Origin of the sequence: Azorhizobium sp. AG788, assembly GCF_943371865.1 — a bacterium.
In the GTDB taxonomy this organism is placed as follows: Bacteria; Pseudomonadota; Alphaproteobacteria; order Rhizobiales; family Xanthobacteraceae; genus Azorhizobium.
On record NZ_CALRWL010000055.1, the window covers coordinates 16,912 to 41,659 of the forward strand.

A 24,748-nucleotide genomic window follows, 5' to 3' on the forward strand; every position below is an offset into this window, starting at 1 on the left:
CTCGTCGCGTCCCGTTTCGGGATCGATCAGTCGTCTCACGATGATCAACAGATCAATAACACCGCTCGACACGCTCTCCTGGCCCCGCAGAAGAGGAAGACGACACATGATGCGCTCGGGCGGGGCCGCCGTGGGTCTGCGGATTTTCCCCGCCCGAGGGATGGAAGAGGGAACCACCAGCCGGCGACGGGTGCAATGGGCCATCTCACGACAGGCACCCGCAGCGGCCCCGCTGGTTCAGGGCCTCACTTCGCCTTCGCGACGACCAGGGGGCATTCGCTTTCGCTCAACGGCCGGTAGGCGTCGGCAGCAGGGATTTTCTCGACGACCTTGTAGTAGGCCCAGGGCTTCTCCAGCTCCGCGGGCGCTTTCGCCTGGACGAGGTAGAAGTCGTGGACAAGCTTGCTGTCAGCGCGCAGCATCGCTCCGGGCGCATAGAAATCATCCACGGGTGTGGCGCGCATCTTCGCCAGCACGCGATCGGTGTCGTCGGACTCCACCGCCGCAACCGCCTTCAGATAGTGCAGCACTGCCGAATAGACCGACGCCTGCGGGGCCGTGGGCATGGTGCCGCGCACCGCGAAAAAGCGCTTCGCGAACGCGCGGGTATCGTCATTGAGGTCCCAGTACCAGGAGGTGACGGTGGTCAGTCCCTGCGCGGTCTTGAGGCCCATGCTGTGCACATCGGTGAGGAACATGAGCAGGGCGACCGGCTTCTGCGGTCCCGAACTCATGCCGAACTCGTTCCACTGCTTCATGGCGGTGACGAGTTGCTCGCCGGCGTTGGCGAAGGCCACCACCTTCGCGCCGGAACCCTGCGCCTGCAGCAGGAAGGAGGCATAGTCCGCGTTCCCGATCGGATGGAAGACCGCTCCCACCGACTTGCCGCCGGCGGAGGTCAGGACCCGCTCCGATTCCGCCACCATGTTCCGCCCGAAGGCATAGTCGGCGGCGATGAAGAACCAGGAGGTGAGGCCCTGTCCGGCGAGCTTGCGCACGGGGCCGGCGACAAGATTGTAGTTGTCGTGCAGCCAAGCCAATCCGGTGGGCGAGCATTGCTTTCCCGTGATGTCTCCGGTGCCGACAGCCGCGTAGATCACCAATTTGTTCTTCTCGCGGGCAATGGACTGGATGGCCAGCGCGACCGCCGAGTTCCCGACGTCCGCCACCATGTCCACGCCGTCTTCCCCATACCACCGCCGCACGATCTGCGCGCCGATATCCGGCTTGTTCTGATGGTCTGCGGTGACGAGTTCGACCTTGAGCGAGGGCGAGAGCTTGTGGAAATCCTCGATGGCCAGTTTCGCGGCCGCCACCGAGCCCGGCCCGGCCAAATCGGACAGCGGCCCGGACTGATCATTGATCACCCCGATCTTGACCACCCCGCCGGAAATCTCCGCAGCCGCTGGCCCGGCCAGTATCGCTGCGAGGGTGAATGCACCGACGGTCGATTTTAGCATCCTGCGAAATGCGCCGCCCCGAAACGATGGTTTGCGATCCTGCGCCATGTTGTCATGTTCCCCTGATGGCTGGATTTGTCGCGGGTTTTTGTAGTGCAGGCCGGCACGCGAAAATGACCTTGCATGTCGGCAGCCATGCCGTTCGACGATGGAAGCTTGCGCCGTGTGTCGATGGCCTACAACGGCGCAATTCCATCATTTTCTGCCATCACCCGGCGCTGTTGCCGCGCCGGGCCGGCAGCGTCGATCCAACGCTTTCTACGCTGGCGATCGCTGGCCGGGCGTGGCGGCACCGATCAGGTCCAGGGCCATGGCATCGGCGACCCGCGACGGCGATTGTCCCGTTGCCTCCGCCCGATCCAGCACGGCTGCGAGCCGGTCCGGAATGCGGCGAACGCGATCGCGGACTTCGCCCTGCTGGTTGCCCAGATATTCTGCCGCGACGTTGATGATTCCACCGGCATTCACAATATAATCCGGCGCATACAGAATTCCGCGGCTGCTCAGGTGCTCATCATCGGACGTCGATGCGAGTTGATTGTTGGCCGCGCCCACCACGAGCCGTGCCTGGATGTGGGGTATGGTCTCCGGATTGAGCCCGCCTCCCAGCGCACAGGGCGCGAAGAGGTCGACAGCGCTGCGGTGAATGTCCTCGGCAAGGACGACCTCCGCGGGGACATCGGCGAGGAGACGCTCGACCGCATGCCCATGGACATCGGCCACGATCAGCCGCGCGCCATGGTCGTGCAACGTGCGACACAGACCTGCCCCCACATTCCCGAGGCCCTGCACGGCGATCTGGCTTCCCGCAAGGGCAATCCCACGACGGGCGAGAGCGTGCTCAATGCACAGAAAAACCCCCAGCGCGGTCCACGGCGAGGGATCGCCACCGGCTGTGGTGCCATTGGCGGGCAGTCCGAGGACAAAGGGCGAAACCGCGCGCGCGATTTCCATGTCGCGCGGGGACGTTCCCACGTCCTCCGCCGTGAGATAGTCCCCTCTCAATTCATCGAGCACCCGGCCGAACGCGCGGAACAGAGCCTCGCGATCGAATGGGCCCCGCGGTCGCTGGATCACGGACTTGCCGCCCCCCAGCGGCAGCCCCGCCATGGCATTCTTGTAGCTCATCCCGCGCGCGAGCCGCCGCGCATCGCGCAACATGTCTTCTGGGTCGTCATAGTGCCAGAACCTGCACCCGCCGGCGGCCGGACCGAGCGCGAGGGAATCGAGGGCGATCACGCCCGACAGATCGGAACTCTGATCTTCGAACCAGACGATGCGTTGACCGTCCTCGTCCGATGTCCGGATCTGCAGCGTCATCGCGGAACTCCAGGGCGGCTCGATGGCACGTCCGCATCGTCCGGATGCACCGGAAGGTGGCCGTCGCGCAGTCGCGCAGCGGCTTTCTCACTGGAAAGTCGCCGCTCTTCGAGCATCGGACGTGCCGCCGATCGAATTTCAGCCAACAATTCGGGTGGGGCGTTCTGCTCGGTGATGTCGAAGGGTGGTTTCGGGGCGTATTCCAGCATCAGTTGCAGGCGCTTGGCGACATCGTCCCCGCACAGTTCCGCCGCCACCTGAAACGCGAAGTCGATACCGGCCGTGACCCCGCCGCCGGAAATGCGATTGCGATCCACCACGATGCGTTCCGCGATTGGGATGGCTCCGAAGATCGCCAGTTGATCGCGCGAGAGCCAATGGCACGCTGATTTGTAGCCATTGAGAAGGCCGGCGCCCGCGAGGATAAAGCAGCCCGCGCACACCGACGTGACGTACCGCGCATTCGCGCCGGCATGGGCCACGAAGCCGATGACCTCAGGATCGTCCATCAGCGCCATCTGTCCAGGACCGCCGCCGACACAGAGCACATCGAGCGGCGGACAGTCCTCAAACGTGGTTGTCGGCATCAAGGTCAGGCCGACATCGCTCGTGATCGGCTCGATGCGCTTCCAGAGCAGGTGCATCCGCGCCCCCGGCAGGCGCGCGAGCACTTCGAACGGCCCAGTGACATCGAGCTGCGTCATCCCGGGGAAGAAGAGAAGTCCGATCTCCAGTGTTGCTTTCACGGATGTCCCCAGTTTGCTGAGCCCTCATCCTAAAACGCGACACGTGGCGGCGGATACGCCGTTCTTCCCTCCTTTCCGGTCACGCGATCTCGTACCCCATGGAGGGATCGATCGGCGCGGCCCCCCTTTGCTGGAACGCGGGCGGTCACTTTCACGCGCTGATCAAAGGAATAGTAATCCAGTCATATGATTGGATTGTCACCGTCACCATGTGAGTCTTCCCTCACAGCGCGTCGATGCTGTCGGGTGATTGGGCCCGCTCTGCTCCGTCTCCCTCAGGCCTTTGTCCACAACTGCGCGACCTGGCTGAAGCTGGTCGGTCGCGCTCTCGCACCCGGTCTCCGCCGCTTCCGCCGCGGTTCATCGCCTGATCGACGGCATTGGAAAATGCCGTCGATTTCGCGCTCTGGGCGCCGCAGGTCGTCGTTCCCACGGGCGCCACCGGCCACATTGTGGCGAAGGATTGCGTTGCGTGAGCAGGTGCTTACGGTGATGACCCGTCAGAAGTTCACGGTCACCCGCGTGTTGAACGAGCGGCCCGGCCCCGCCACCGGGTATCCCCATGCCGGGGATGTCCCCATCATCGATGAGACCTGGTAGTTCACGAGATTGGCGCCACCGAGGGGTAAGTTGTATTCGGTGTCGAGGATGTTCGCGATGCCGAAGTCCACCTTGAGCCGCTGCACCTGATAGCTGGTGCGGAAGTTCAACAGCGCATAGGCCGAGGTTTCCACCTCATTGTGGACCTGGCTGACCTCGGTCTTCTCGCCGACCAGTTGCACTTCCAGCGTGTTGGTCCAATGGCCCAAGGTGTGGTCGAGGGCCAGCGTCGCATTCACGGGCATGATCTGGTAGAGATTGACGCCGTCGGTGCGCTGGCCGCGCACGAAATTCAGCGCCCCCCGGAAGACGCCCTGGCCCAACTGCGGATTATCCCACAGAGCGAGTTTGCCATCGATATTCACGCCGTACAGCCAGGCGTCGACATTGGCGAACTGCAGGAACACGAAGCTGTCGGTGGCGGTCAGATTGTTCGACAGGTTGGCGAGGCAGCCCGGAAGCGCGCAGCGCTGGACGTCGATATAGTCCTGCACATAGCTGTAGTAAGGCGAGACGCGCAGCTCCCACGCCTTCTTGGCGGGGTCGTTCCAGGTGGCGGTGAAGCTCACCGTATTGGCCTTCTCCGGGACCAGATTGATGTTGCCAACATAGCCGTTGCCGTCGCCGAACCAGCCGATCATGTCCATGGCCATGGCGTTGGTGGACCAGGCGTAGCGCTCATAAAGGTTCGGCGAGCGGGTCTTGCGGGCAAGGCCCAGTTCGTACGTGCTGGAGGCGTTGGGCTGGTAGCGCAGGATGGCGGAGCCGTCGATATTGAAATCGGTGCGGGCATGGTCGAGGGCGTTGAAGGCGGCGGCGTTGGCGCCATACATCATGGCGTTATAGCCCTGCACATCGCCGGTGTTCATCCAGACGATGTCGTTGCGGGCGCCGATGATGGTGGACCATTGCGCGTTCAGCGCGTGCTCCCACTCGGCAAAATATCCAAAGCGCAGCCGCTGACCGTTGTTGATGTTATAGAAGGTATTTGGCCCCATCATCATGGATCCGCTCACCGGCGGCCACCAATCATCGAGCTTGTTGTAATAAAGCTCGTTGCCGATCCGCGCGATGTCGCTGGGGGACAGGCCGATGGTGGCCTTCACCGCATATCCGAGATCGGTGCTGCGGGTATCCATGGGCATGTCGCCGCTCTTGTCCGGCTCGATGAAGCCCATGGTATGCCGGACCCGGCTAAAGAAGGTCTTCGCTTCCAGCTTGCCCCAGTCGAACATGCCTTCATAGGCGCCGTTGAAAAAGATGCTCTTGTTCTCGGTCATGTCCATATATTGGTTCACATACCCCTGGTAGGGAATGAACTGACCGCCGATCTGGAAGGTGAAGATCTGGTCCTGGAATTGCTTGGAGATGCTCAGGGCGTGGTTCTGCGTCTCGTACATGGTGGACTTGATCACCGTGCCGTTGCCGGAGCTGTAGTCGCTCGCCCGCGCCCAGCCGCCGGTGTAGGTGATGTTGGTGTCGGCGTTGGAGACGGTGGCATTGACGTCGGTGCCGTAGGAATTGCCGTTGCTGCGGTAGAAACCCGACACGCTGCCGCTGGTGGTCAGGGCCTGCCCGGCCGTGAAGGTGGGCTGGGCCAGGGTGACGTCGGCGCGGGCGCCGGTGAAGTCCCCGCCGACGCTCACGGGCGCCGTGGCCGTATAGACCTTCACCTTCGAGACCATGGCCGGGTTCAGATAGGATAGCGGCGGGTTCATCTCGTTCGGGCATGCCGGGCTGAAGATCATGCCATTGATGGCCACCTGCACCCGGTCAGCGCTCATGCCATTGACCTGCGGCAGGCTGGAGACTCCGCCCGCGCCCCAGGCCGCCCCGCCGGGAATGCGGGAGATCAGCGAGCCGGTGTCGCTGGTGAAGACGGTGGCGCGCGCGGCCTCATCCCCGGTGATGATCCCGGTGTCCGTGGGCGTGACGCCTCCGATGCCGTCGCCTTGGCCGCTGGTGCCGGCGGGGGGCCTCACGACCACGGTCGTCAGTTCGACCGGCGCCGGTGGCTGGGTCAGCGTCTGGCCCGCGGCACCGGTGGCCGCCAGGGACGAGAGCGAAAGGGTGAGCAGAACGGGGGAGACCAGGGACGTCTTCGCGCGCCCGCCCCGGCGCAAACGACCGCGAACATAAGAATAAGCCATGGAGAACTCCGGAATTTATGAACGTGTCCGTGTCCGGGGCGCACATGTGCTGCCGGTGCAGATGACGGACCTGAAAGCGGTGATGACAGGGGCCTGCGCGGAAGGCAGGCACGAGGATGCCGGCGCGATGCGCGCGCCACGGCGCGACGACGCTCACTCCCTTCGGAGCGAGCGTCTGGCGGGGCGGCGCAGACGCAACGGAACAGTCCAGGGAAAGGGACCGGCACCGCCTAAGTGGCGACCGGCCAGTGCGCGCCGAGGGTCTCGAAGGGACGACGGCTGCGCTTATATCGACAGGGGTGGGGCTCGGGGCCGGTGGTCGCGGCGCGTTAAGGCCTGCGGAACCGTGGGTGTCGGCGGCACATGCGCCTGACTGGCGATGGCGATGCGCACCAGCATTGGCGTGGCCGGCGGCGGCGGCAAGATGGCCACATCCACCCGCGACAGGCACTGCGGGCAATGGACCGCAGCTTTCCCGCCTGTCCCGCCGTCGCTGTCCGCGCGCCCGCCGGCAGGATCATTGATGCAGATGGGAACGGGATCGGCCCGCACCGCACCAGCCTGCTGGGCGACGACCGCTGAGGTGAGGAAAATCTGGAAGACGAGCGAAAACGAAATCAGCCACGGCAGGGAGGCCGCTACCGATCTCTGCATGGTTTTCGCGACGTGACGCGCCCATCCATTCATTGGATGCAGACGACTCATGAACTCAGCCCCCACAATGGCTGAACTATGGCATTTCTGCCCAAGGAATGACACAAATTATTCAGCGGTCCCTACGCTCGTTCAAGCTGTCACGCCATCATCGTCAACAATGCGCGTTGTTGGCCCACCCATCCGGCTACGGGACTGAGCATAGGAATGCAACGTCAGACCCCGGCGACGTTCAAACGGCTTTTGGACTGAAATGTTTCCAATGATGCGAAGGGGCGCAGGTCAATCCGCCTGCGCAAACATCTGCATGTTCTGAGAGGTTGCCGGCAGCGGCAAGTATAGGCGCCGCTTGGCGCGCTTCATGGGCCATGCCGTAAGCCAAACGGCGGACGGATCAGGAGACGCGCTCGATGGGCGCGTGCCCGCGGAACCCCGCGGAACAAGGGCGGTCGGAACCCGGCAACGGCGGCTCGCCGATCGGTTCGCCGCCGCAGGGAAAATGCGATCCGGCCTCGGACATCTCACGCCATGGTCGGGGCTACAGACTCCGGCACAAAGCGGCCCAGCCGGAGGTTGGAACCACGACGCTGGCCGTGGCGAGGGCAACCAGGGCCAGGCCAATGGCGATGCGGGTTCCCGGGCGCGCTCCCAGGCGGCGCAGGGTCAGGATTCCCAACGCGGTGGCGGTCACCGCCGGCAAGGCGCCCAGGGCGAAGCCGGTCATCACCAGCGCCCCGCCCGTGCCGTTGCCGCTGAGCATGGCGTAGAACAAGGCGCCATAGACCATGCCGCAGGGCATCAATCCCCAGGCCACGCCCGCCAGCACCGGCGCGGCCGGCCCCGCCTGCGCCAGCCGGAACCGCCCTGTGGTGATCCAGCGGCTGAGCGGCGCCAGCAGCCCATCAAGGGCGCTGAGCGGTGGCGCCAGGCCGGTGAGACTGAAGCCGATCCAGGCCAGGCACAGCGCCGCCACCACCCGCAGCCCCTGGTGCAGCGCCGCCTGATCGAAGGCCCCGTAGAGCACCGAGCCGAACAGGCCGAGGATGCCGCCGGCAGCCACATAGGCCAGCGCCTTGCCCCCCTGGGCCAGCAGAAGCGTGCGGATGCGCGTGCCCGTCCCCGTGTCCGGCGACAGGACGAACATCAGGCTCGAGGCGATGCCGCCGCACATGCCGGCACAATGCAGGCTGCTGGCGACGCCCAGCAGCAGTCCGCCCAGGAAGGTGAGGCTGTCCACCCGATGACCTCAGGCCAGATCGTCTTCGGGTTCGGCGCTGAAGTCGATGGCAACCATGACCAAGGTCAGGATCATCACCGGCACCGCCGCCAGCGCCACATAGAACGCCACCTGGATGCCCACCAGGACGCAGGCGATCACCAGGATCATCAGCAGATTGGCCACGGTCAGCGGCAGCACGTCCGGGCGGGCGAACGAGCGCAGGAAGGCCCCCGTCGCCCGGGCCACGCCGCGCCCCCGCCCGGCGGGAAAGGGCGCGATCCGGCGCAGCGGCTGGGCGAGTGTCCCCCACAGATGGGCCACCGTCATGTAGGCGATGGTGAACACCAGAACGAACGGCAAGGCGATGAGCGCCCCCCCGGTGCGCAGCAGTTTCAGCCCCAGGCGCAACGCGCCCCGGATCTGGGTCTGACGCCCCCTTGCGGCGCGGACCAAGCGGGGCACCAAGGCCGCGCACAGCCAGACCAGAAGGCCGCCCAGCAGGCCCCAGGGGCCGAAAAACACCCCTCCGATGGTCATGCAGAGCGCTGCGTTCAACAGGAACACCACAGCGCTTTTGATGGCGGCGGGGTTGGCGGGGGAAGGCGAAGTCATGACCTGGGCTCCGGGTGATCGTCGTCGAGAAGAATGCGCTGCGCCGCCCCGTCGAGGTCGTCATATTGGCCATGCCGCAGCGTCCAGAGGAACGCCAGCAGGCCAAGACCGCCGAGGGCCAGAGCAAGGGGAACAAGAAACAGCAGCGCGCCCATCAGATCGCCCCTTTGGGGGCGCGGCCGGCGCGCAGGGCATTGAGCGTAACGGTGAGCGAGCTTGCCGCCATGGCGAGCGCCGCGCCCAGCGGCGAGACCAGCCCCAGCACCGCCACCGGCACCAGCGCCACATTGTAAAGCGCCGCCAGCACCAGGTTTTCCCGGATGATGCGCAAGGCCCGCCGCGCGATGTCGATGGCATCCACCAGGGCCGCGAGCCGCTGGGACGGCAGCACGATGTCCGCGGCGCTCTGGCTGGCCCCGGCGCCATGGGTGAAGCTGGCCGAGACATGCGCCGCGGCGAGCGCCGGGGCATCGTTCAGGCCGTCGCCGACCATGAGCACCCGCCGGCCCGCCTGACGGGGGTCGTTCAGATAGGCCATCTTGTCCGCCGGCAGCAGGGCGCCGCGGGCCTCCTCCAGGCCCACCTGCGCGGCAAAGGCGGCCACCGCCCCAACCCGGTCGCCGGACAGCAAGGTGACGCCCAGACCACGCGCTCGGATGTCGCCCACCACGCCGGCCGCGTCGGCGCGGGGCGGATCGGCAAAGGCGAAGCGGGCGGGCGCATGCCCCGGCCGGGTGAGCCAGACTTCGCTATGGGACGAGGTGTCGGCGGGCGCCACGCCGCAGAAGGACGCGCTGCCCAGACGGCATTCGCCCCCCGCGCCATCCAGAACAAGGCCCTGGCCGGGCCATTCCACCACATCGGCGGCCGGTACCACGCCGGGGACGGCGGCGCTGATGGCGTGGGCCAAGGGATGGCGGCTGCCGGCGGCCATGCGCGCGGCAAAGGGGATCGCCTCCGCATCCTGCGGCCAGGACACCACATGCGGCTGGCCTTGGCTCAAGGTGCCGGTCTTGTCGAACACCACCGCGTCGATGCCCGCCAGCCGCTCCAGGGCATCGCCGGAGCGCAGCAGCACCCCGCGCTTCAGCAATGCGCCCGTGGCCACCACCTGCACCGCCGGCACCGCCAGACCGATGGCGCAGGGACAAGCGATGATGAGCACGCTGACCGCAACCTGCAGCGCATCCGCCGGCCCCACCCCCACGCCCAGCCACCAGCCGAGGAAGGTGGCCAGCGCAATGCCGTGGATGACCGGGGTCCACAGCCCGGCCACCCGGTCGGCCAGGGCCACGGCCGGCCCGCGCTGGGCCTCGGCCTGTTCCACCAGCCGCACCATCTCCGCCAGATGGCTGCGGTCGATGGCATGGGTGGCGCGGATGCGCAGCACGCCGCCGCCATTGACGCTGCCGGCGAGCACGTCCCGCCCCGGCGCCACGTCCACCGGCAGGCTCTCGCCGGTGACGATGGACACATCGAGGCTGGAGCGCCCCTCCACCACCTGCCCATCCACCGGCAGGCGCTCGCCCGCCCGCACCAGCACCACCATGCCCACGCGCACCTGATCGGCCGGCACGATCTCCACCCGGCCATCGTCGCGGCAGACGGCGGCGCCATAGGCCCGCAGCATCAGCAGCCGCTCCACGGCGCCCCGCGCCCGCGCCCGCACCCGGAAATCGAGATAGCGCCCCACCAGCAACACGAACAGCAGCGCGGTGGCGCTGTCGAAATAGACATCCCGGCCCTGGCGCAGCAGTTCCACCAGGCTCATGGCGGTGGTGAGCAGGATGCCCAGGGCGATGGGCACGTCGATATTGGTGTGGCCGCCGCGCACCGCGCGCCAGGCGGAGCGGAAAAACGGCTGCCCGCCCAGCGCCACCGCCGGCAGCGTGACCATAGCGGACAGCCATTGGAACAGGGATTGCGTGGCCGGCGCCATGTCCTGCGCCTGCCCGGCCCACACCGCCAGCGACAGCATCATCACATTGGAGGAGGCGAAGGCGGAAATGGCCAGCGCCCGCAGCAGCATGCGCCCGGTTTGGTCATCCACGCGCTCCAGATGCGCCGGATGGAACGGGGCCACGTCATAACCCAGCGCCTCCACCCGGCGGGCCAGAGCATCGGCATATTCGGGCGCGCCGGAGAACTCCACGGTGAGGCGGCGCAAGGTCAAATTCAGTCGGGCGCTGCGCACGGCGGGATCGCCGGTCAGCGCGTCCTCCACCGCACGGATGCAGGCGGCGCAATGGGCGCCCTCCACCAGCAGATGGATGCGCCCTCCCGCCGCGCACGGGTCCACGAATGCCGCCACCGAGCGGGTCGGTTCCGCGAGGGCGTCTTGGCGAGGAGAGGACGCTGCAACGGCGGCGGTCACGGCAGCACATCCACTTCGAAGATGCGATGCAGAACCTCTGCGCCCCGTTCGATCCGCACCCGCACAAACCAGCGACCCGCGAGCGGGGCGGCGAACATCGCCGTCTGCTCCCCCGGTTTCGTCGACGCGAATGCGAGCGGCAGAATCTGCGGAAACTTGGTCATCCGCTCCACCGTGCCGCGCACGACCATGTCGGTCAGCGGCGTGTGGTCGGAGCCGGTCACGGTCAGGGTGATGCGCCCGGTCAAGGCGCCGGTGGGCGTGAAGGCGACTGCCGCAGTCCATCCCTGCGCCGTCTCGGCCTCGCGCGCGGCGATCACCGCATCATAGGCAAGGCCGGTGCTGTAGGGCCGATCGGTCACCAGCCCGCTGAACGTGCCATAGGCCAGCATGACGAACCAGGCCTGGAGCCCGGCCAGTGCCAGGAAGAAGCCGACGAAGGCGAACGGAATCCAGCGATCCCGGCGCTCCGGCGGCGCGTCTGCCCCCGGCCTCATGCCCCCGGTCCCCAGAAATAGCTGTCCACCGTGCCGATGCGCGCTCCGGTGGCGGGATCGGTGAACACGAAGGTCACCGGGGTCCGGCCGGAGGGAACATTGCCTTTGGGCACAGTAATCAGCAAGCGGTCTCCGGCGGTGCGGTCCGCATCCACCGGCAAGGTCAGGGTGGACGCCCCTGCGCCCTCCTGCGAGCCGGCCCGCAGCGTAGCGGCTGGCAGGCCTTCTACAGACAGCGTGACCGCTGGCAGATGGCCCCGGCGATGGGCCAGACGGAACACATAGTCATTGCGCACGCTGCCGTCAGTCAGCCGCACGAACGGCGGGTTGCGCTGCGGATCTATGTCGATGGTGACGCTGGCCAGATGGCTCATGCCATAGCCGATGCCCCCCAGCGCCAGCAGGCAGGCGGTGGCGAACAGCATGGCCTTCGGCCGCAGCCAGGTGATGCGCGCGGGCGTGAAGGAGCGGCGGGCCTCCGCGCTCTCCGTATCGAAGCGGATCAGGCCGGCGGGCCGATCGATGCGGGTCATCACGTCGTCGCAGGCATCGATGCACAGGCCGCAGCCGATGCAGCCCATCTGCAGGCCGTCGCGGATATCCACCCCGGTGGGGCAGACCGTGACGCAGCGGGTGCAATCGATGCAGTCGCCGCGGGTGCCCTCGGCTGTGGCGCTGTTGACCAATTGCTCAAGGCTGGGCGCGGCCAGATCCGGGCGTAGCGGCACGCGCTTGCGCCCGCGCGGCTCGCCGCGCCAGGCCTGATAGGTCACCACCAGGCTGTGCCGGTCCAGCAAGGCCGCCTGGAACCGTGGCCAGGGGCACATGTGCAGGCACACGCGCTCGCGGGCATAGGCCGCCAACAGCCAGGTGGTGAGGGTCAGCAGGCCGACGGTGACATAGGCCCCCAGCGGTGCGGTGCCGGACACCAGCCGCAACGGCAAGGTGGTGACATCGACGAAATAGGCGGTGAAGCCGAAGCCCGTCACCACGGCGATGGCGATCCACAGCGCACTGCGCACCGAACGCCCCAGGGGGCTGTCGCGGCCGGTCAGCCGCTCGGTCCAGCGCTCCACCGCGAAATAGAGATCGCTCCACACCGTCTGCGGGCAGGCAAAGCCGCACCACACCCGGCCGGCCAGGGTGGTGGCGTAGAACAGGCCGCAGGCCGCCAGCACCAGGACGCCCACCGCCAAAGGCAGGTCCTGCGGCCAGAACTCCAGGGCGAACGCAAACATGCGCCGCCCGGCCACATCGAACAGCACCGCCTGGCCCGGCAGGCTCTCGCCCCGGTCGAACCGCAGCCAGGGCGTGACGAAGAACAGCGCCAGCAGACCCACGGTGAGCAGGGTCTTGATGCGGCGGTAGCGGCCCTGCACCGCCTGCGGCACGCCGCGCCGCGGCACCGGGCGGGCGGCGCGCGGCGCGGTCAGTGTCGCCGGCCCCGTCACCGCTCGCCCCCGCCCAGGGTATGGACATAGACCGCCAGCATGCGGACGGCCTCCTCCCCCAGCTTGGCGCCGAACGCGGGCATCATCCCCATGCGGGGATGGGTGATCTGGCGCACGATGGCCGCTTTGCCGCCGCCATAGAGCCAGATGCCGTCATTGAGCCGGGGGGCGCCCATCTCCCGGTTGCCGTCGCCGGTGGCCCCATGGCAGGCGACGCAATTCTGCGCGAAGATCGCTGCCCCCGGCATGGCGGCACGGCTGGTGTCGTCCGCGGGCTTGGAGAGCGTCAGCACATAATCCGCCACCTGATCGATCTCGCGGGCGCTGAGCATGTCGCCGAAGGTGGGCATCATGCTCTGGCGGGAATCGGCATCATCGTTGCGAATGCCGTGCTGAACGGTCTGGGCGATGTCGGCCAGCGTGCCGCCCCAGATCCAGTCATCATCCAGCAGCGAGGGAAACTGCCCGATCTGGCCGCCGGCGCCCACCCCGTGGCAGGGCGCGCAATTCTCGTTGAAGATGGCTCGTCCGCCGGTCACGGCGAAGCGGCGCAGATCGTCATTCTGCTCCACCTGGTCCAATGGCACTGCCATCAGGCGCTGGCGCCACTGGGCCTGGGCGGCGCGGGCATCCACCACCTCTTCCTTCAGCTGGCCACGCGAGGTCCAGCCCAGGGTGCCGGGAAAATAGCCTTCGGTGATGGCGAACGAGGGATAGAGCCACATATAGATCACCGCCACCACGCAGGAGGCGATGAACACGCTGACCCACCAGTGGGGGATCGGCGTGGACAGCTCCTTGATGCCGTCCCATTCATGGCCGGTGGTGAGATAGCCCGTCAGGGGGTCGCGTTCACGGACGGCCATCGGCCTCGTCCTCCACGTCAAAGGGGATGCGGGCGTTCCGGTCCATCTGCGCGCGGGCAGAGGGGCGGAAGGTCACCGCGATGATGGCCAGGAACAGGACCACGGCCACGACCAGCCAGCCATTGATCAGAATGGAAATAAGCCATTGCGGCAGGTGCAGTTGCGCCATGACTAGTCCTTCCCCTCCAGGCGCACGTCGGAGAAGTCCACCAGCGTGCCGAGGATCTGCAGATAGGCGATCAGCGCATCCATCTCGGTGATGCGCCCCGGCTGGCCGGCGAAAGGCCCCACTTTGGCCTTGGGATAGCGGGCCAGCAGGGCGTCGGCATTCTCGCCGCTGGCCTGTGCCTTGATGTCTTCGAGCGCCTTCGCCCGCATCTCGGCGGTGTAAGGCACGCCCACCTTGGTGAGCGCCGCCAGATGCAGGTCGATGTCATCCGTGCGCAGCTCCTTGTCCTTCAGGAAGGCATAGGCGGGCATGATGGACACCGGCACCACGCTGCGCGGGTCTTCCAGATGGGCCAGATGCCAGGCGTTGGAATATTTCGAGCCGACCCGGGCCAGATCCGGCCCGGTGCGCTTTGAGCCCCACAGGAAGGGGTGGTCGTACATGCTCTCGGCGGCGATGGAATAATGCCCATACCGCTCCACCTCGTCGCGGAACGGGCGGATCATCTGGCTGTGGCACAGATAGCAACCCTCGCGGGTGTAAATGTTGCGGCCCAGTTGCTCCAGAGGCGTGTAGGGCCGCATGCCCTTCACCGGGGCGATGGTGGTCTCCAGCTTGAACAGCGGCACCAGTTCCACCAGGCCGCCGATGGACATCACCATCAAAGTGAACATGAACAGCAGCGCCGTTGAGCGCTCGATGATTGCGTGGCCCTTGGGGGCGAGCGAAGGGGTGGCCATCGGACTGTCTCCTACGCCGTCGCCGCGGCGGTGATCCGCGCGCCGGTGGGGATGGGCTGGCGCAAGGTCATGGCGACGTTCACCGCCATGAGGATGCCGCCGGTCAGATAGAGGACCCCGGCAAAGGCGCGGATGACGTAATAGGGATGCAGCATCGCCACGCTGTCGGCGAAGGAATATTGCAGAAATCCGAACTGGTCGTAGGCCCGCCACATCAGGCCCTGGGCGATGCCCGACACCCACATGGCGGTGATGTAGAGCACGATGGCGATGGCGGCGAACCAGAAGTGCCATTCCACCAGCCGCAGGGACCACAAGGGGCGCCGCCACAGCCGCGGCACCATGTAATAGATCGCTCCGAAGGCGATGAACGCCACCCATCCCAGCGCGCCGGAATGCACATGGCCCACGGTCCAGTCGGTGTAGTGGCTCAGGCTATTCACCGCCTTCAAGGCCATGAGCGGGCCCTCGAATGTCGCCATGCCGTAGAAGGCGACGGCCACCACGAGGAAGCGCAGGATCGGGTCCGTACGCAGTTTTCCCCAGGCCCCGGACAGGGTCATGATGCCGTTGATCATGCCGCCCCAGGACGGCATCCACAGCATGATGGAAAAGGCCATGCCCAGGGTCTGCGCCCAATCCGGCAGGGCCGTGTAGTGCAAATGATGGGGACCGGCCCAGATATAGAGAAAGATCAACGCCCAGAAATGGACGATGGACAGCCGATAGGAATAGATCGGCCGTTCCGCCTGCTTCGGCACGAAGTAATACATGATGCCGATGAAGCCGGCGGTGAGGAAGAAGCCCACCATGTTGTGGCCGTACCACCACTGCACCAGGGCATCCTGCGGGCCGGAGAAGGCCGAGTAGCTCTTGGTGGAGGTGAGCGAAATCGGCACGGCGAAATTGTTGACGATGTGCAACACCGCCACGGTGATGATGAAGGCCAGATAGAACCAGTTGGCCACATAGATGTGCGGTTCGCGCCGGCGCACCAGCGTGCCGACGAAGATGGCCATATAGGTCACCCACACCACCACCAGCCACAGGTCCGCATACCATTCCGGCTCGGCATATTCCCGGCTCTGGGTGACGCCGAGCACATAGCCGCTGAGGATCAGCAGCAGGAAGGCCTGGTAGCCCCAGAACAGGAAATTGGCGAGGCGCGGCCCACCCCACAGCCCCACCTGGCAGGTGCGCTGCACCACATAGAGTGAGGTGGCGATCAACGCATTGCCGCCGAAGCCCAGGATGACCGCCGAGGTGTGCACCGGCCGCAGCCGCCCGAAGGTGCTGAACTCGTTGAAATTGAGCAGGGGAAAGGCGAGCTGCGTGGCGATCCAGGTGCCGGCGGCAAAGCCGAACAGACCCCAGGCGATGGTCGCGAGCGTAAACCTGCGGACCACGGCCTCATTGTAATGGGGGATGGAACCGGCGCGGACCGGGTGGGCGTCTAGGGTCGACATCAAGGCCTCACGAAACGGTATCGACGCAGGCCCGCATGGTGCGGCCCACGGTGAAACTCAGAGGGAAAGCGGGGTAGGGCGCGCTGCGGATAAGGCTTGCGTCGTCATGGATTTCGGGCAGCATCAATCGTGTCCGGAACGGAGCCGCAGAGCGCCGCACGGACATCCTGTTCTCCGGGAGGAGTACGCCATGCCGTCCATCGTTCCGCGCACCCATCCGGATGCGCGCAAGACTGTTGCTCAAAAGCTGGATGCGCCGTTTCTGGCCTTGCCGGAGGGCTATGTGCCGGTGCCGGCGTTCCGCACCTTGACCTGGCATGACCTCACCGTCGCGTTGCGGGCGGGCGTTGCGGACTTTCGCGCCGCGCCGCTCTATGGCCTCGCCTTTGGCGCGGTCTATGTGGTGCTGGGGTTCGGTGGCCTCGCGCTCGCCCTGGCCCTGAACTGGGACTATCTGATCTTCCCGGCGCTGTCGGGCTTCCTGCTGTTCGGCCCGTTCGCCGCGCTCGGTCTCTACCAGATCAGTCGCTGCCGTATGCGTGGCCAAGCCTTCCGGCCCATGGACATCTTCCTGGGCGCCGTGCGCGGCGGAGGGCTGCAAATGGCGCTGTTCGGCTTCTTCCTGATGTTCGCCACCATCGTCTGGCTGAAGGCGGCGACCCTGATCTACGCTTTGTTCTTCGGGCTCACGCCCATGCCGCTCAGCCATTTGCTGGAAGCGGTGTTCACCACCGCCCATGGCCTGCGCTTTGCGGCCACCGGCATTTTGGCCGGTGCGGCCTGTGCCAGCGCCGTCTTTGCCACCAGCGTGCTCGCGGTGCCGTTGCTGCTCGACCGCGATGTGGATGTGGTGACGGCAATCGTCGCCAGCATCCAGGCCGTGCGCGCCAATGGGGCGGTGATGCTGGCCTGGGGCCTGCTGGTGGCGGTGCTGATCGGCGGATCCGTTACCCTCGGGCTGCTGGGCCTGCTGGTCACGCTGCCGGTGGTGGGGCATGCCACCTGGCATCTCTATATCCGCGCCTTGCCGCCCGCAGCGGAAGCGTGAGAGAAGCGCAGGCATCGCGCTCTCAGCAAGGACGTCTCTGCCGTGTCTGCACCTGTTCTCATCAGTGTCCTGGGTCTGGTGGTCATTGGGCTCTATGGAGCCTTGCGCCCGCGGGAAGAGCCCGTGGGGTGGGTTATTGGCCTCAGCCATGGCGTCCTGGCCCTGCTGGCGCTGGCCGGGGCGCTGGCGGCGCGCGATCTGCCGTTCCGCTGCGGCATGATCCTGCTGGGGGTCTATGCGGCGGCCATGTGCGCCAATGAAGCCATCCATCGCGCCCGCACCGGCCGCCCGCGCCAGGCCTGACGCCTCCCCCGCCTCGGCGGTGGAGCCGCCGGGGCCTGCCACGCGCAGCCACGCGGTGGACGTGAGAACGACGGCTGACGGCATGCGCGTTTCATCCTTTCCTGACTCATGGATCAATAATTTCAAAGGCAAACAGCCGACCCCCGCCGCGCCTTCTGCGCGTCGGCATGACACCGGCAATCCGCAAGGCCTTGATCTGCGAGATCAGGCGCCGCGACCCTTTGGGCTTACATGTCGGCTCTATCCCTAGGCATGCATCATCGCTGGCAGGACGAACCGGAACACCAGCGCCATCTGCCCGAAGATCCAGGCCACGGCGGCCGCATCGCGGACATCCACCCCGTTGCCGCTGATGTCGATGACGGCCCGGGCGGCCTGGAGATCCAGTGCCACGACGCCGCCCACCAGCAGGCCGCCGGCGATGGCCCCGGACAGAAACGTCACGCCGATATCCAGCAGGACGGATGGCGCCGCGCCGCTCATCCTATTTGGCCGCGGGCGCATGGTCGTGCCCCCCTGCGGAGGCGCCGACCGCCTCGACCTTGAATTGGACCGCCACCGTTCCAGCCTTCTCGAAGGTCAGGCTGCCGTCCACCAGCGCGCCCTGCTTCAGCGGCTGCTTCAGACCCATGAACATGAGGTGATACGAGCCGGGCTTGAGAACCACCGTTCCATGGGCGGGAACCACCAGGCCATCGGCCAGCGGGCGCATGGTCATCAGCCCGTTGGTCACGGCCATCTCGTGGATCTGCACGGTCTTGGCAATGCCGGACGACGCTGAGACCAAGCGGTCTGGGGTATCTCCCTTATTCGTCAACCCCAGATAGCCGGCGGCCACCGTGGCACCCTGCGGCGTCGCACGCGACCAGGGATGCTCGATCTCGATCGTCCCCACTTTGAACTCATGCGCCAGCAGCGCCTGCGCGGACGCCAGCACCACGGCGCAGGCGAAGACTGCAACCCCAAGTAATTCTTCAATGCGCAAGTGCCCGAGGAGGCGAGCCCGCACGGTTGTTCGAGGCAAGCGTTTTGAATAGAACATGACGTGACTCCATAGCCGTGGCGTTCCGCGTCAAGGCGGACCACACAGAGAGCGACAGGCGAACACAGAGGTCCCACAGACATAGCTGTGGGCGATCACACTGCGCGCGGCGGTGCTCGGGCTTTGGAGGGGGAGTAAGTCTGGTCATGCGGCGCAAAGGTCGTCGCATCGAACGCGACAGCGATCACCGCTACGGGTGTCAGCGCCAGCAGGCTGATAATGGCGGGCGGCGGCGACAAGGGCGCGGCGCCGGACATGACGCAGCCAAACCCGCAGCAGGCGGGCAGATGGTGGTCGCCATCCACCGGCGCCGTCGGCCCACCCTCGGCCCCGGCATTGGCGCAGATGGCGCCGCCAAATTCATCCCACAGCGCAGGCGCCGCCTGCGCACCGAGGGCCATGCCGGTCAGCAGCACCTGCAGGACGAGCAGATAGGCTGCCGCGTAGGCAGTCCATTCTCTCCATGCGGGGCGGGGGGCGCTCACGGGCAATCGGCCATCTTTGATCTGAATCAAAACCACTATGCCATTAAAGCTGCCCGATCCGTAGAGGGTTGCTCTGCGGCAAGGTGAACCGGCCTTGTGCGTTTTACTGCAGCATATGGACAAACTGTCCAATTGCGCAGAAGGCCACCGGACCTGAAACACTGCATGTGATGGCGCGAGACGGTCGGCGCACTTACGGAACTGCCCTCAATGAAAATTCCCGGAGCGACCGCAGTCGCAATGGCCGTTTCGTCTCTGGTCATCGGCCTCGCGGCGGCGGCCGCGGGTCCGGCCGGCCCGTCGCCTTCGCCCCTGTCCCGCGCGAGCCTCGGAGAGGCCCTGTTCTTCGATGTGAACCTGTCCCGTAACCGGACACAGTCCTGCGCGACCTGTCACGATCCCGCGCATGGCTTCGCCGATCCGCGCACCGGCGCTGCCGCGGGTGCGGTGTCGGTGGGAGACGATGGCGCGTCCCGCGGCGTCAGGAACGCACCGACGGTCAGCTATGCCGCCTTCAGCCCGCGCTTTCGCAAAGGCGCGGACGGCCTCTATGTGGGCGGGCAGTTCCTGGATGGCCGGGCGGATACGTTGGAGGCGCAGGCCGGACTGCCCGTGCTCAATCCGGTGGAGATGGGCATGCAGAACACGGCGAGCGTCATCGCCCGGCTGAAGGAGAACCCCGCCTATGTGGACGCATTCAAGACGCTGTTCGGGCGCGAGGTCTTTGCGACGGACGCCCGCGCCTTCGCCGCGCTTTCAGCGGCCCTTGCCGCCTATGAGCGCACCCCCGCCGTCTCTCCGTTCGATGCCAGATATGACCGCTACTTGCGCGGGGAGGAGATGCTGACGGACCAGGAGGAACTCGGGCGCGTGCTGTTCTTCTCCAACCAGTTCACCAATTGCCATCTCTGCCACAAGCTCACCCCCTCCGGCGGCGATGGCGAGACATTCTCGAACTATCGCTATCACAACATCGGCGTGCCGAAGAATGCGGCGCTTGGCGGGCCGGTGGACCACGGACTCCTGGAGAGAAAAGGCGTAAAGGACACGCGCCATGATGGGCAGTTCAAGGTGCCAACCCTGCGCAATGTCGCGGTCACCGGCCCCTATATGCACAATGGCGTGTTCAACGACCTGCGAACGGTCATCCTGTTCTACAACAAGTACAATTCGACCTCGCCCGAACGTCAGGTCGATCCAGAAACCGGCAAGGTCTGGGATCCGCCCGAAGTGCCGGACAACCTCTCGCAGAAAGAGCTGGAAACCGGCCCGGCGCTGGATGACCGTCGGATCGACGCGCTGGTGGCGTTCCTGAAGACGCTGACAGATCGTCGCTATGAGCCGCTCCTGGGCAAATAACGCCCCGACCGGCGACAGGCGCGGACCGTGGGAGGTTGCGTGCCCCCGACCATCCGACCACCTCCCATTCATCAGTGGCCGGGCCCCGCTGGAGATCGCCCACCTGTGGGCGGGCGAGACACCGCGCCCATCGTCGTGCCGCCGGACCCCATTCCCGAAAGGACACCGGCCGTTTATCGGGCGCTCATCGATCTGCGGCTCGCCCGCCAGACCGGTCTGGCAGTGGCCGACCGTCGGCTTGGCTTGAGCACGACGCCGACATCGCCTCGCTCGCCGGCATTCACCGCGCGGTCGCACGGCGGTGCGACGGAGCTGCAGCGCGATCCGATTGCCGCAATGTGATTGGCGGATCGCCCTCTCATATGGTGATAGAGAACCCGTTAGCCGCTCAGCGTGCGATGCAAGCTGATCAGCGCGCGCCCCAGGCAGGGCTCTGTTCGATGCATCGCGCTTTTCGCGGATATATCGGGCCAACTGGGGCGGCATTGGCGTGACGGTGAGTTCATCGCCAGCGGACAGGCCCTGAGAGGGGGAGGCCCGCGGGCGAGTGGCAGGATTGCAAAAGGCGATGCGTATATTGCAAGCGTTTCCGCAGGATGGCTTTTCCTACGAACGTCACGGCGAGATCGCCACCCTGGCGCCGCAGGCGTGGCAGGCCTGGACCCATTGGCCGGCGGATGCGCCGATCGGCGGGCCACCGGAGGCCGTGGAAGACCGTGTGCTGCTCGCGGCCCTGGACCGCATCGAGCGCGATCTGTCGATATTGGTGGATCTGGAGACCATCGCGTCGGAGGTCGGCCTCAGCCCGTTCCATTTCCACCGCCGGTTTGCCGAAAGCATGGGCGAAACCATCGGCGCCTATGTGCGCAGAACCCGGCTGGAGCACGCGGCCACCATCATCTGCCGCACCCCGACGCCGATCCTGGATGCGGCGCTGCGCACCGGCTACAACAGCCAGCCGGCATTTACGCGCGCATTCGCCCGGCGCTTCCACGCGACGCCGAGCCGCCTGCGCGCCGCGGTTGCGGCCAGCATGCCCACGGCAAGCCGGCTGCACCATGATCTGGTGCAGGGGACGGCGGAGGTGCGCCGGGACAAGACTCCGCTCATCGCCATGCGCTTTCATGGCGGGCTGCATCTCATTCCGGGCCATTGGCGCCGTTTCGCCCGCATGGTGACAGCGGCGGGACTGTCGCTGGACGGCGCACAGCCGGTGGGCATTCTCTATGATGATCCCGCGCTCACCGCCCCGGAGCGCATGCGCTATGATTGCGCGCTGGTGGATCCCGGCTCTACATTTCCCCCGTTGCGCGCCCCGCTGCGGCGCATGCGGATGCGGTCCGGCACTTATGCCAGCCTCGACGTGGCTGGTCCCCACCATCTGATTGCGGAGGCCATCTTCGGTGTCTGCGTCCTCTGGATGCCGCGCGCAAAGCGGGTGTTCGGCGATGCCCCCGCCTATGAAGTGTATGGGGCGCCACCCTGGGCCGCGGGGGGCCATTTTTCCGCGCGCGTGCTGGTGCCGACCGACGGGTGAGGTGACAGCAACCGCGATCAAAGCACCCGGTCCCGGATCTGTTACAGGGGGCACCCGCATTCACGGAAAGTGCCCTCATGCGCCGCCTGCTCGCCCGCCACGGGCAGTTTCCTAGCCCCCTGCCTCCCGGTCCTGTGGCGGGCGCCATCTTGGCGGCGCTCGGGACGCTGATGGCGCCGGCTCTCGTGCAAGCCGCGGATCTGGTGGTAACAGGCACGGTCACGCTGCCGGCCCACACGGTGTCCAGCTATGACGCCACGCGCATCGGCGTGGGCGGGATCGCCGGCACGCTGAACGTCTCGGGAGCCTTGACGCAGCTGATCAATAGCGCTGCCACCGAGGTGGCTGCTGACGGCAACGGGACCTTGCTGGTCACCGGCGGCGGCACCGTGGCGGGGGCGGGGGGCGTGGTCGGGGCCCTGGCCGGCACCCTCGGCAGCGTGACCATCTCCGGCACCGGCTCCACCTGGGAGACCAGCGGCAATCTGACCATCGGCAGCAATGGACAGGGTGTCGTGCTGGTGGCCGATGGCGGCACGCTGGTGTCCGACTCCGCGGTGCTGGGCGAAGTGACCAACACCGCCGCGGGCAGCGTGACGGTCACGGGGGCGGGCTCATCGTGGCGCAACCTCGGCAATCTCAGCGTCGGAGGCTTTGGCTACGGAACCTTGGCCGTTGCCGACGGCGCCCTGGTCACCACCGGCACCCTTCAGGTTGCCGGTCTCCTCACGCCTGCCGCTGCCACCATGGTCTCGGGGCCGGGATCGCGCCTCATCGTCAACGGCCCCCTCCTGGTGGATACCAATGGGGCGATCTCGGTGCTGAACGGGGGCCGCCTGAGCACGTCCGGCGATGCGCTGCTGGGGATCGGGGTGAGTGCCGGCACTGGTGGCGTGACCGTGTCCGGCGCCGGATCGCAGTGGACCGTGGCGGGCGCGCTCACCGTGGGCGATCTCGGTCGCGGCGCCTTGATCATCGCCGAGGGGGGTGTCGTCACCGCCGGCGCCGCGACCGTGGGGGGCACCATGAGTGCGGGCAGCGTGGCGGTCTCCGGGGCTGGGTCCCGCTGGGACACCGCCGGTACCGTGAGCATCCGCAGCGCCAGTGCGGTGGAGGTCACGGCTGGGGCGACCGCCACGGCCGCGGATACCTTCATCGGCACGGACAGCGGCCTGGCCTCCGCCGGGCTCACGGTGCGGGGGGCCGGGAGCCGTTGGGCGGCCTCCAATGCGCTGATCATCGGCTACGCCGCGGCGGGGAGCATGACCGTGGCCGATGGGGCGCGCATCAGCAGTGCCAGCGGAGTGCTCGGCTATGGCGGCGGCGCCACCGGCACGGCGAGCCTGTCGGGGGCGCAGACCGCGTGGCGCACCGATGACCTCTATGTGGGCTATCTTGGCGCGGGCGCGCTGAGCATCGCCGATGGCGCGGGCGTGACCGCCAACTTTGCCGTGATCGGCTGGCAGACGGGGGCCGCGGGCAACCTGCAGGTGTCCGGGCCGGGCGCTGCGCTGGTGGTGGCGGACGAGATGTTTGTGGGATTTGGCGGCACCGGCACGCTCACCGTCAGCGCGGGCGCCACCGTGACCTCGGGCAGCTCCGGCATCGGCATGAGCCCGGGGGTGGTCGGCGGTGCACTGGTGACGGGCACCGGCTCCAGCTGGACGGTGGGGGGCGGCCTGTTTGTGGGAACGGACGGGCAGGGCATCCTCACCGTTGCCGCCGGCGGGAGCGTGCGGGCGGCAACCCTTGAGCTCACGGGTTATTCCGGGGCGGTCACCGTGACCGGGCCCGGCTCCACGCTCACGGCGAGCCAATCCATCCTGTTGGGCGGTGCCATGGCGGCGACGCTGACCATTGCCGATGGCGGGGTGGTCACTGCCGGCATGGTGCTGATGGGCTCGGGCTCGTCGCTCCCTGACGCCGGGGGGGCCGTGATCATCGGCGCCGCGCCTGGCACCGCGCCGACCGCCCCCGGCACGTTGAACGCGTCGGTGGTCGATGTGGTCGAAGGCACCGGGGCCATCGTGTTCAACCACACGGCGGACGCCTACGTCTTCTCCCCCGCGATCCAGGGGGGCACGGCCGTGCGGGTTCTTGCAGGAACCACGACATTGACCGGCGCCAACAGCTACTCCGGCGGCACCACCATTGCCGGCGGCACGCTGGTGGGCAACACCACCAGCCTCACCGGCAATATCGTCAACAACGCCAGCCTGGTGTTCAACCAGGCCACCACCGGCACCTATTCGGGCGTGATCTCCGGCACCGGTTCGCTCACCAAGACCGGGGCCGGCACGCTGATCCTCATCGGCGACAATACCTATACCGGCGGCACGCTGATCTCGCAGGGCATCTTGCAGATCGGCAATGGCGGCACCACCGGCACCATCGCCGGCGATGTGGTCAACAATGCCACCTTGGTGTTCAACCGCTCAGGTACCTACAACTTCCCCGGCAGCATCACCGGCTCCGGCGCCGTGGTGATCGTCGGCGGGTCCACGGTGAACTTCACCGGCGCCAGCGGCTATAACGGCGCCATCACCGTCGCCGATGCCAGCTTCGTGCTGGCCAGCGGCTCGGTCTCCAACTCCAGCTATACCATCGGCAATGGCGGCACGATCTCCGGCACCGGCACCATCGCCGGCCT

General features: G+C 66.9%; 23 protein-coding genes. 5 read left to right on the forward strand and 18 right to left on the reverse strand.

What is annotated here, in order from left to right:
- Positions 1–245 precede the first annotated feature (245 nt).
- The 15 genes from AAG816_RS23395 to ccoN form a co-directional block, all read right to left on the reverse strand.
- A complete protein-coding gene (locus AAG816_RS23395; RefSeq protein ID WP_341992124.1) occupies positions 246–1,460 on the reverse strand; it encodes an ABC transporter substrate-binding protein in 1,215 nt (404 codons plus the stop codon).
- Positions 1,461–1,718: 258 nt separating this feature from the next.
- Positions 1,719–2,780 (reverse strand): Glu/Leu/Phe/Val dehydrogenase dimerization domain-containing protein, encoded by a 1,062-nt coding sequence (locus tag AAG816_RS23400; protein WP_341992098.1) that lies wholly within the window; start codon positions 2,778–2,780, stop codon positions 1,719–1,721.
- Complete coding sequence (locus tag AAG816_RS23405; RefSeq protein WP_341992100.1) at positions 2,777–3,526, reverse strand: DJ-1/PfpI family protein; 750 nt, start codon at positions 3,524–3,526, stop codon at positions 2,777–2,779. The genes AAG816_RS23400 and AAG816_RS23405 overlap by 4 nt, the downstream gene beginning before the upstream one ends.
- A 500-nt stretch (positions 3,527–4,026) precedes the next feature.
- A complete protein-coding gene (locus AAG816_RS23410; protein ID WP_341992101.1) occupies positions 4,027–6,276 on the reverse strand; it encodes a TonB-dependent receptor plug domain-containing protein in 2,250 nt (749 codons plus the stop codon).
- 285 nt (positions 6,277–6,561) lie between these two features.
- Positions 6,562–6,981 (reverse strand): DUF2946 family protein, encoded by a 420-nt coding sequence (locus AAG816_RS23415; protein ID WP_341992102.1) that lies wholly within the window; start codon positions 6,979–6,981, stop codon positions 6,562–6,564.
- Between the two features lie 487 nt (positions 6,982–7,468).
- Positions 7,469–8,167, reverse strand: a complete 699-nt coding sequence (locus AAG816_RS23420; RefSeq protein ID WP_341992104.1) for a sulfite exporter TauE/SafE family protein — start codon at positions 8,165–8,167, stop codon at positions 7,469–7,471.
- Positions 8,168–8,176: 9 nt separating this feature from the next.
- The gene (locus tag AAG816_RS23425; protein ID WP_341992105.1) at positions 8,177–8,761 is read right to left on the reverse strand and encodes a hypothetical protein; all 585 of its coding nucleotides are present in this window, start codon (positions 8,759–8,761) and stop codon (positions 8,177–8,179) included.
- The gene (gene ccoS / locus AAG816_RS23430) at positions 8,758–8,916 is read right to left on the reverse strand and encodes a cbb3-type cytochrome oxidase assembly protein CcoS (RefSeq protein ID WP_341992106.1); all 159 of its coding nucleotides are present in this window, start codon (positions 8,914–8,916) and stop codon (positions 8,758–8,760) included. Before ccoS ends, AAG816_RS23425 begins: the two co-directional genes overlap by 4 nt.
- Positions 8,916–11,135 carry a heavy metal translocating P-type ATPase gene (locus AAG816_RS23435; RefSeq protein WP_341992107.1) on the reverse strand — a complete coding sequence of 740 codons (2,220 nt, stop codon included), beginning with the start codon at positions 11,133–11,135 and terminating at the stop codon, positions 8,916–8,918. Before AAG816_RS23435 ends, ccoS begins: the two co-directional genes overlap by 1 nt.
- A complete protein-coding gene (locus AAG816_RS23440) occupies positions 11,132–11,632 on the reverse strand; it encodes a FixH family protein (protein WP_341992109.1) in 501 nt (166 codons plus the stop codon). Before AAG816_RS23440 ends, AAG816_RS23435 begins: the two co-directional genes overlap by 4 nt.
- Positions 11,629–13,083: a cytochrome c oxidase accessory protein CcoG gene (ccoG, locus tag AAG816_RS23445; protein WP_341992110.1), complete on the reverse strand. Its 1,455-nt coding sequence runs from the start codon at positions 13,081–13,083 to the stop codon at positions 11,629–11,631. The genes AAG816_RS23440 and ccoG overlap by 4 nt, the downstream gene beginning before the upstream one ends.
- A complete protein-coding gene (gene ccoP, locus AAG816_RS23450) occupies positions 13,080–13,949 on the reverse strand; it encodes a cytochrome-c oxidase, cbb3-type subunit III (RefSeq protein WP_341992111.1) in 870 nt (289 codons plus the stop codon). Before ccoP ends, ccoG begins: the two co-directional genes overlap by 4 nt.
- Positions 13,936–14,118 (reverse strand): cbb3-type cytochrome c oxidase subunit 3, encoded by a 183-nt coding sequence (locus AAG816_RS23455; RefSeq protein ID WP_341992112.1) that lies wholly within the window; start codon positions 14,116–14,118, stop codon positions 13,936–13,938. Before AAG816_RS23455 ends, ccoP begins: the two co-directional genes overlap by 14 nt.
- A gap of 2 nt (positions 14,119–14,120) precedes the next feature.
- Positions 14,121–14,858 (reverse strand): cytochrome-c oxidase, cbb3-type subunit II, encoded by a 738-nt coding sequence (gene ccoO, locus AAG816_RS23460; RefSeq protein WP_341992113.1) that lies wholly within the window; start codon positions 14,856–14,858, stop codon positions 14,121–14,123.
- Positions 14,859–14,869: 11 nt separating this feature from the next.
- Positions 14,870–16,324 carry a cytochrome-c oxidase, cbb3-type subunit I gene (gene ccoN / locus AAG816_RS23465; RefSeq protein WP_341992114.1) on the reverse strand — a complete coding sequence of 485 codons (1,455 nt, stop codon included), beginning with the start codon at positions 16,322–16,324 and terminating at the stop codon, positions 14,870–14,872.
- 190 nt (positions 16,325–16,514) lie between these two features.
- Between ccoN and AAG816_RS23470 the strand changes: the two genes are divergently transcribed.
- The gene (locus tag AAG816_RS23470) at positions 16,515–17,372 is read left to right on the forward strand and encodes a DUF2189 domain-containing protein (protein ID WP_341992115.1); all 858 of its coding nucleotides are present in this window, start codon (positions 16,515–16,517) and stop codon (positions 17,370–17,372) included.
- 42 nt (positions 17,373–17,414) lie between these two features.
- Positions 17,415–17,675: a hypothetical protein gene (locus AAG816_RS23475; RefSeq protein ID WP_341992116.1), complete on the forward strand. Its 261-nt coding sequence runs from the start codon at positions 17,415–17,417 to the stop codon at positions 17,673–17,675.
- A 246-nt stretch (positions 17,676–17,921) separates the two neighbouring features.
- Here AAG816_RS23475 and AAG816_RS23480 read toward each other — a convergent pair whose 3' ends face one another.
- From AAG816_RS23480 to AAG816_RS23490, 3 genes are all read right to left on the reverse strand, one after another.
- Entirely contained in the window at positions 17,922–18,119 is a 198-nt protein-coding gene (locus AAG816_RS23480) for a hypothetical protein (protein ID WP_341992117.1), read from the reverse strand.
- 40 nt (positions 18,120–18,159) lie between these two features.
- A complete protein-coding gene (locus AAG816_RS23485; protein WP_341992118.1) occupies positions 18,160–18,717 on the reverse strand; it encodes a copper chaperone PCu(A)C in 558 nt (185 codons plus the stop codon).
- Between the two features lie 95 nt (positions 18,718–18,812).
- Complete coding sequence (locus AAG816_RS23490) at positions 18,813–19,202, reverse strand: DUF2946 family protein (RefSeq protein ID WP_341992119.1); 390 nt, start codon at positions 19,200–19,202, stop codon at positions 18,813–18,815.
- A gap of 240 nt (positions 19,203–19,442) precedes the next feature.
- On the opposite strand from AAG816_RS23490, the gene AAG816_RS23495 reads away from it, so the two are divergent.
- The 3 genes from AAG816_RS23495 to AAG816_RS23505 form a co-directional block, all read left to right on the forward strand.
- The gene (locus AAG816_RS23495) at positions 19,443–20,561 is read left to right on the forward strand and encodes a cytochrome c peroxidase (protein ID WP_341992120.1); all 1,119 of its coding nucleotides are present in this window, start codon (positions 19,443–19,445) and stop codon (positions 20,559–20,561) included.
- 568 nt (positions 20,562–21,129) lie between these two features.
- Positions 21,130–22,098 carry a helix-turn-helix domain-containing protein gene (locus AAG816_RS23500; RefSeq protein WP_341992121.1) on the forward strand — a complete coding sequence of 323 codons (969 nt, stop codon included), beginning with the start codon at positions 21,130–21,132 and terminating at the stop codon, positions 22,096–22,098.
- 77 nt (positions 22,099–22,175) lie between these two features.
- The coding region (locus AAG816_RS23505) for an autotransporter-associated beta strand repeat-containing protein (RefSeq protein WP_341992122.1) at positions 22,176–24,748 on the forward strand (2,573 nt) is incomplete at its 3' end.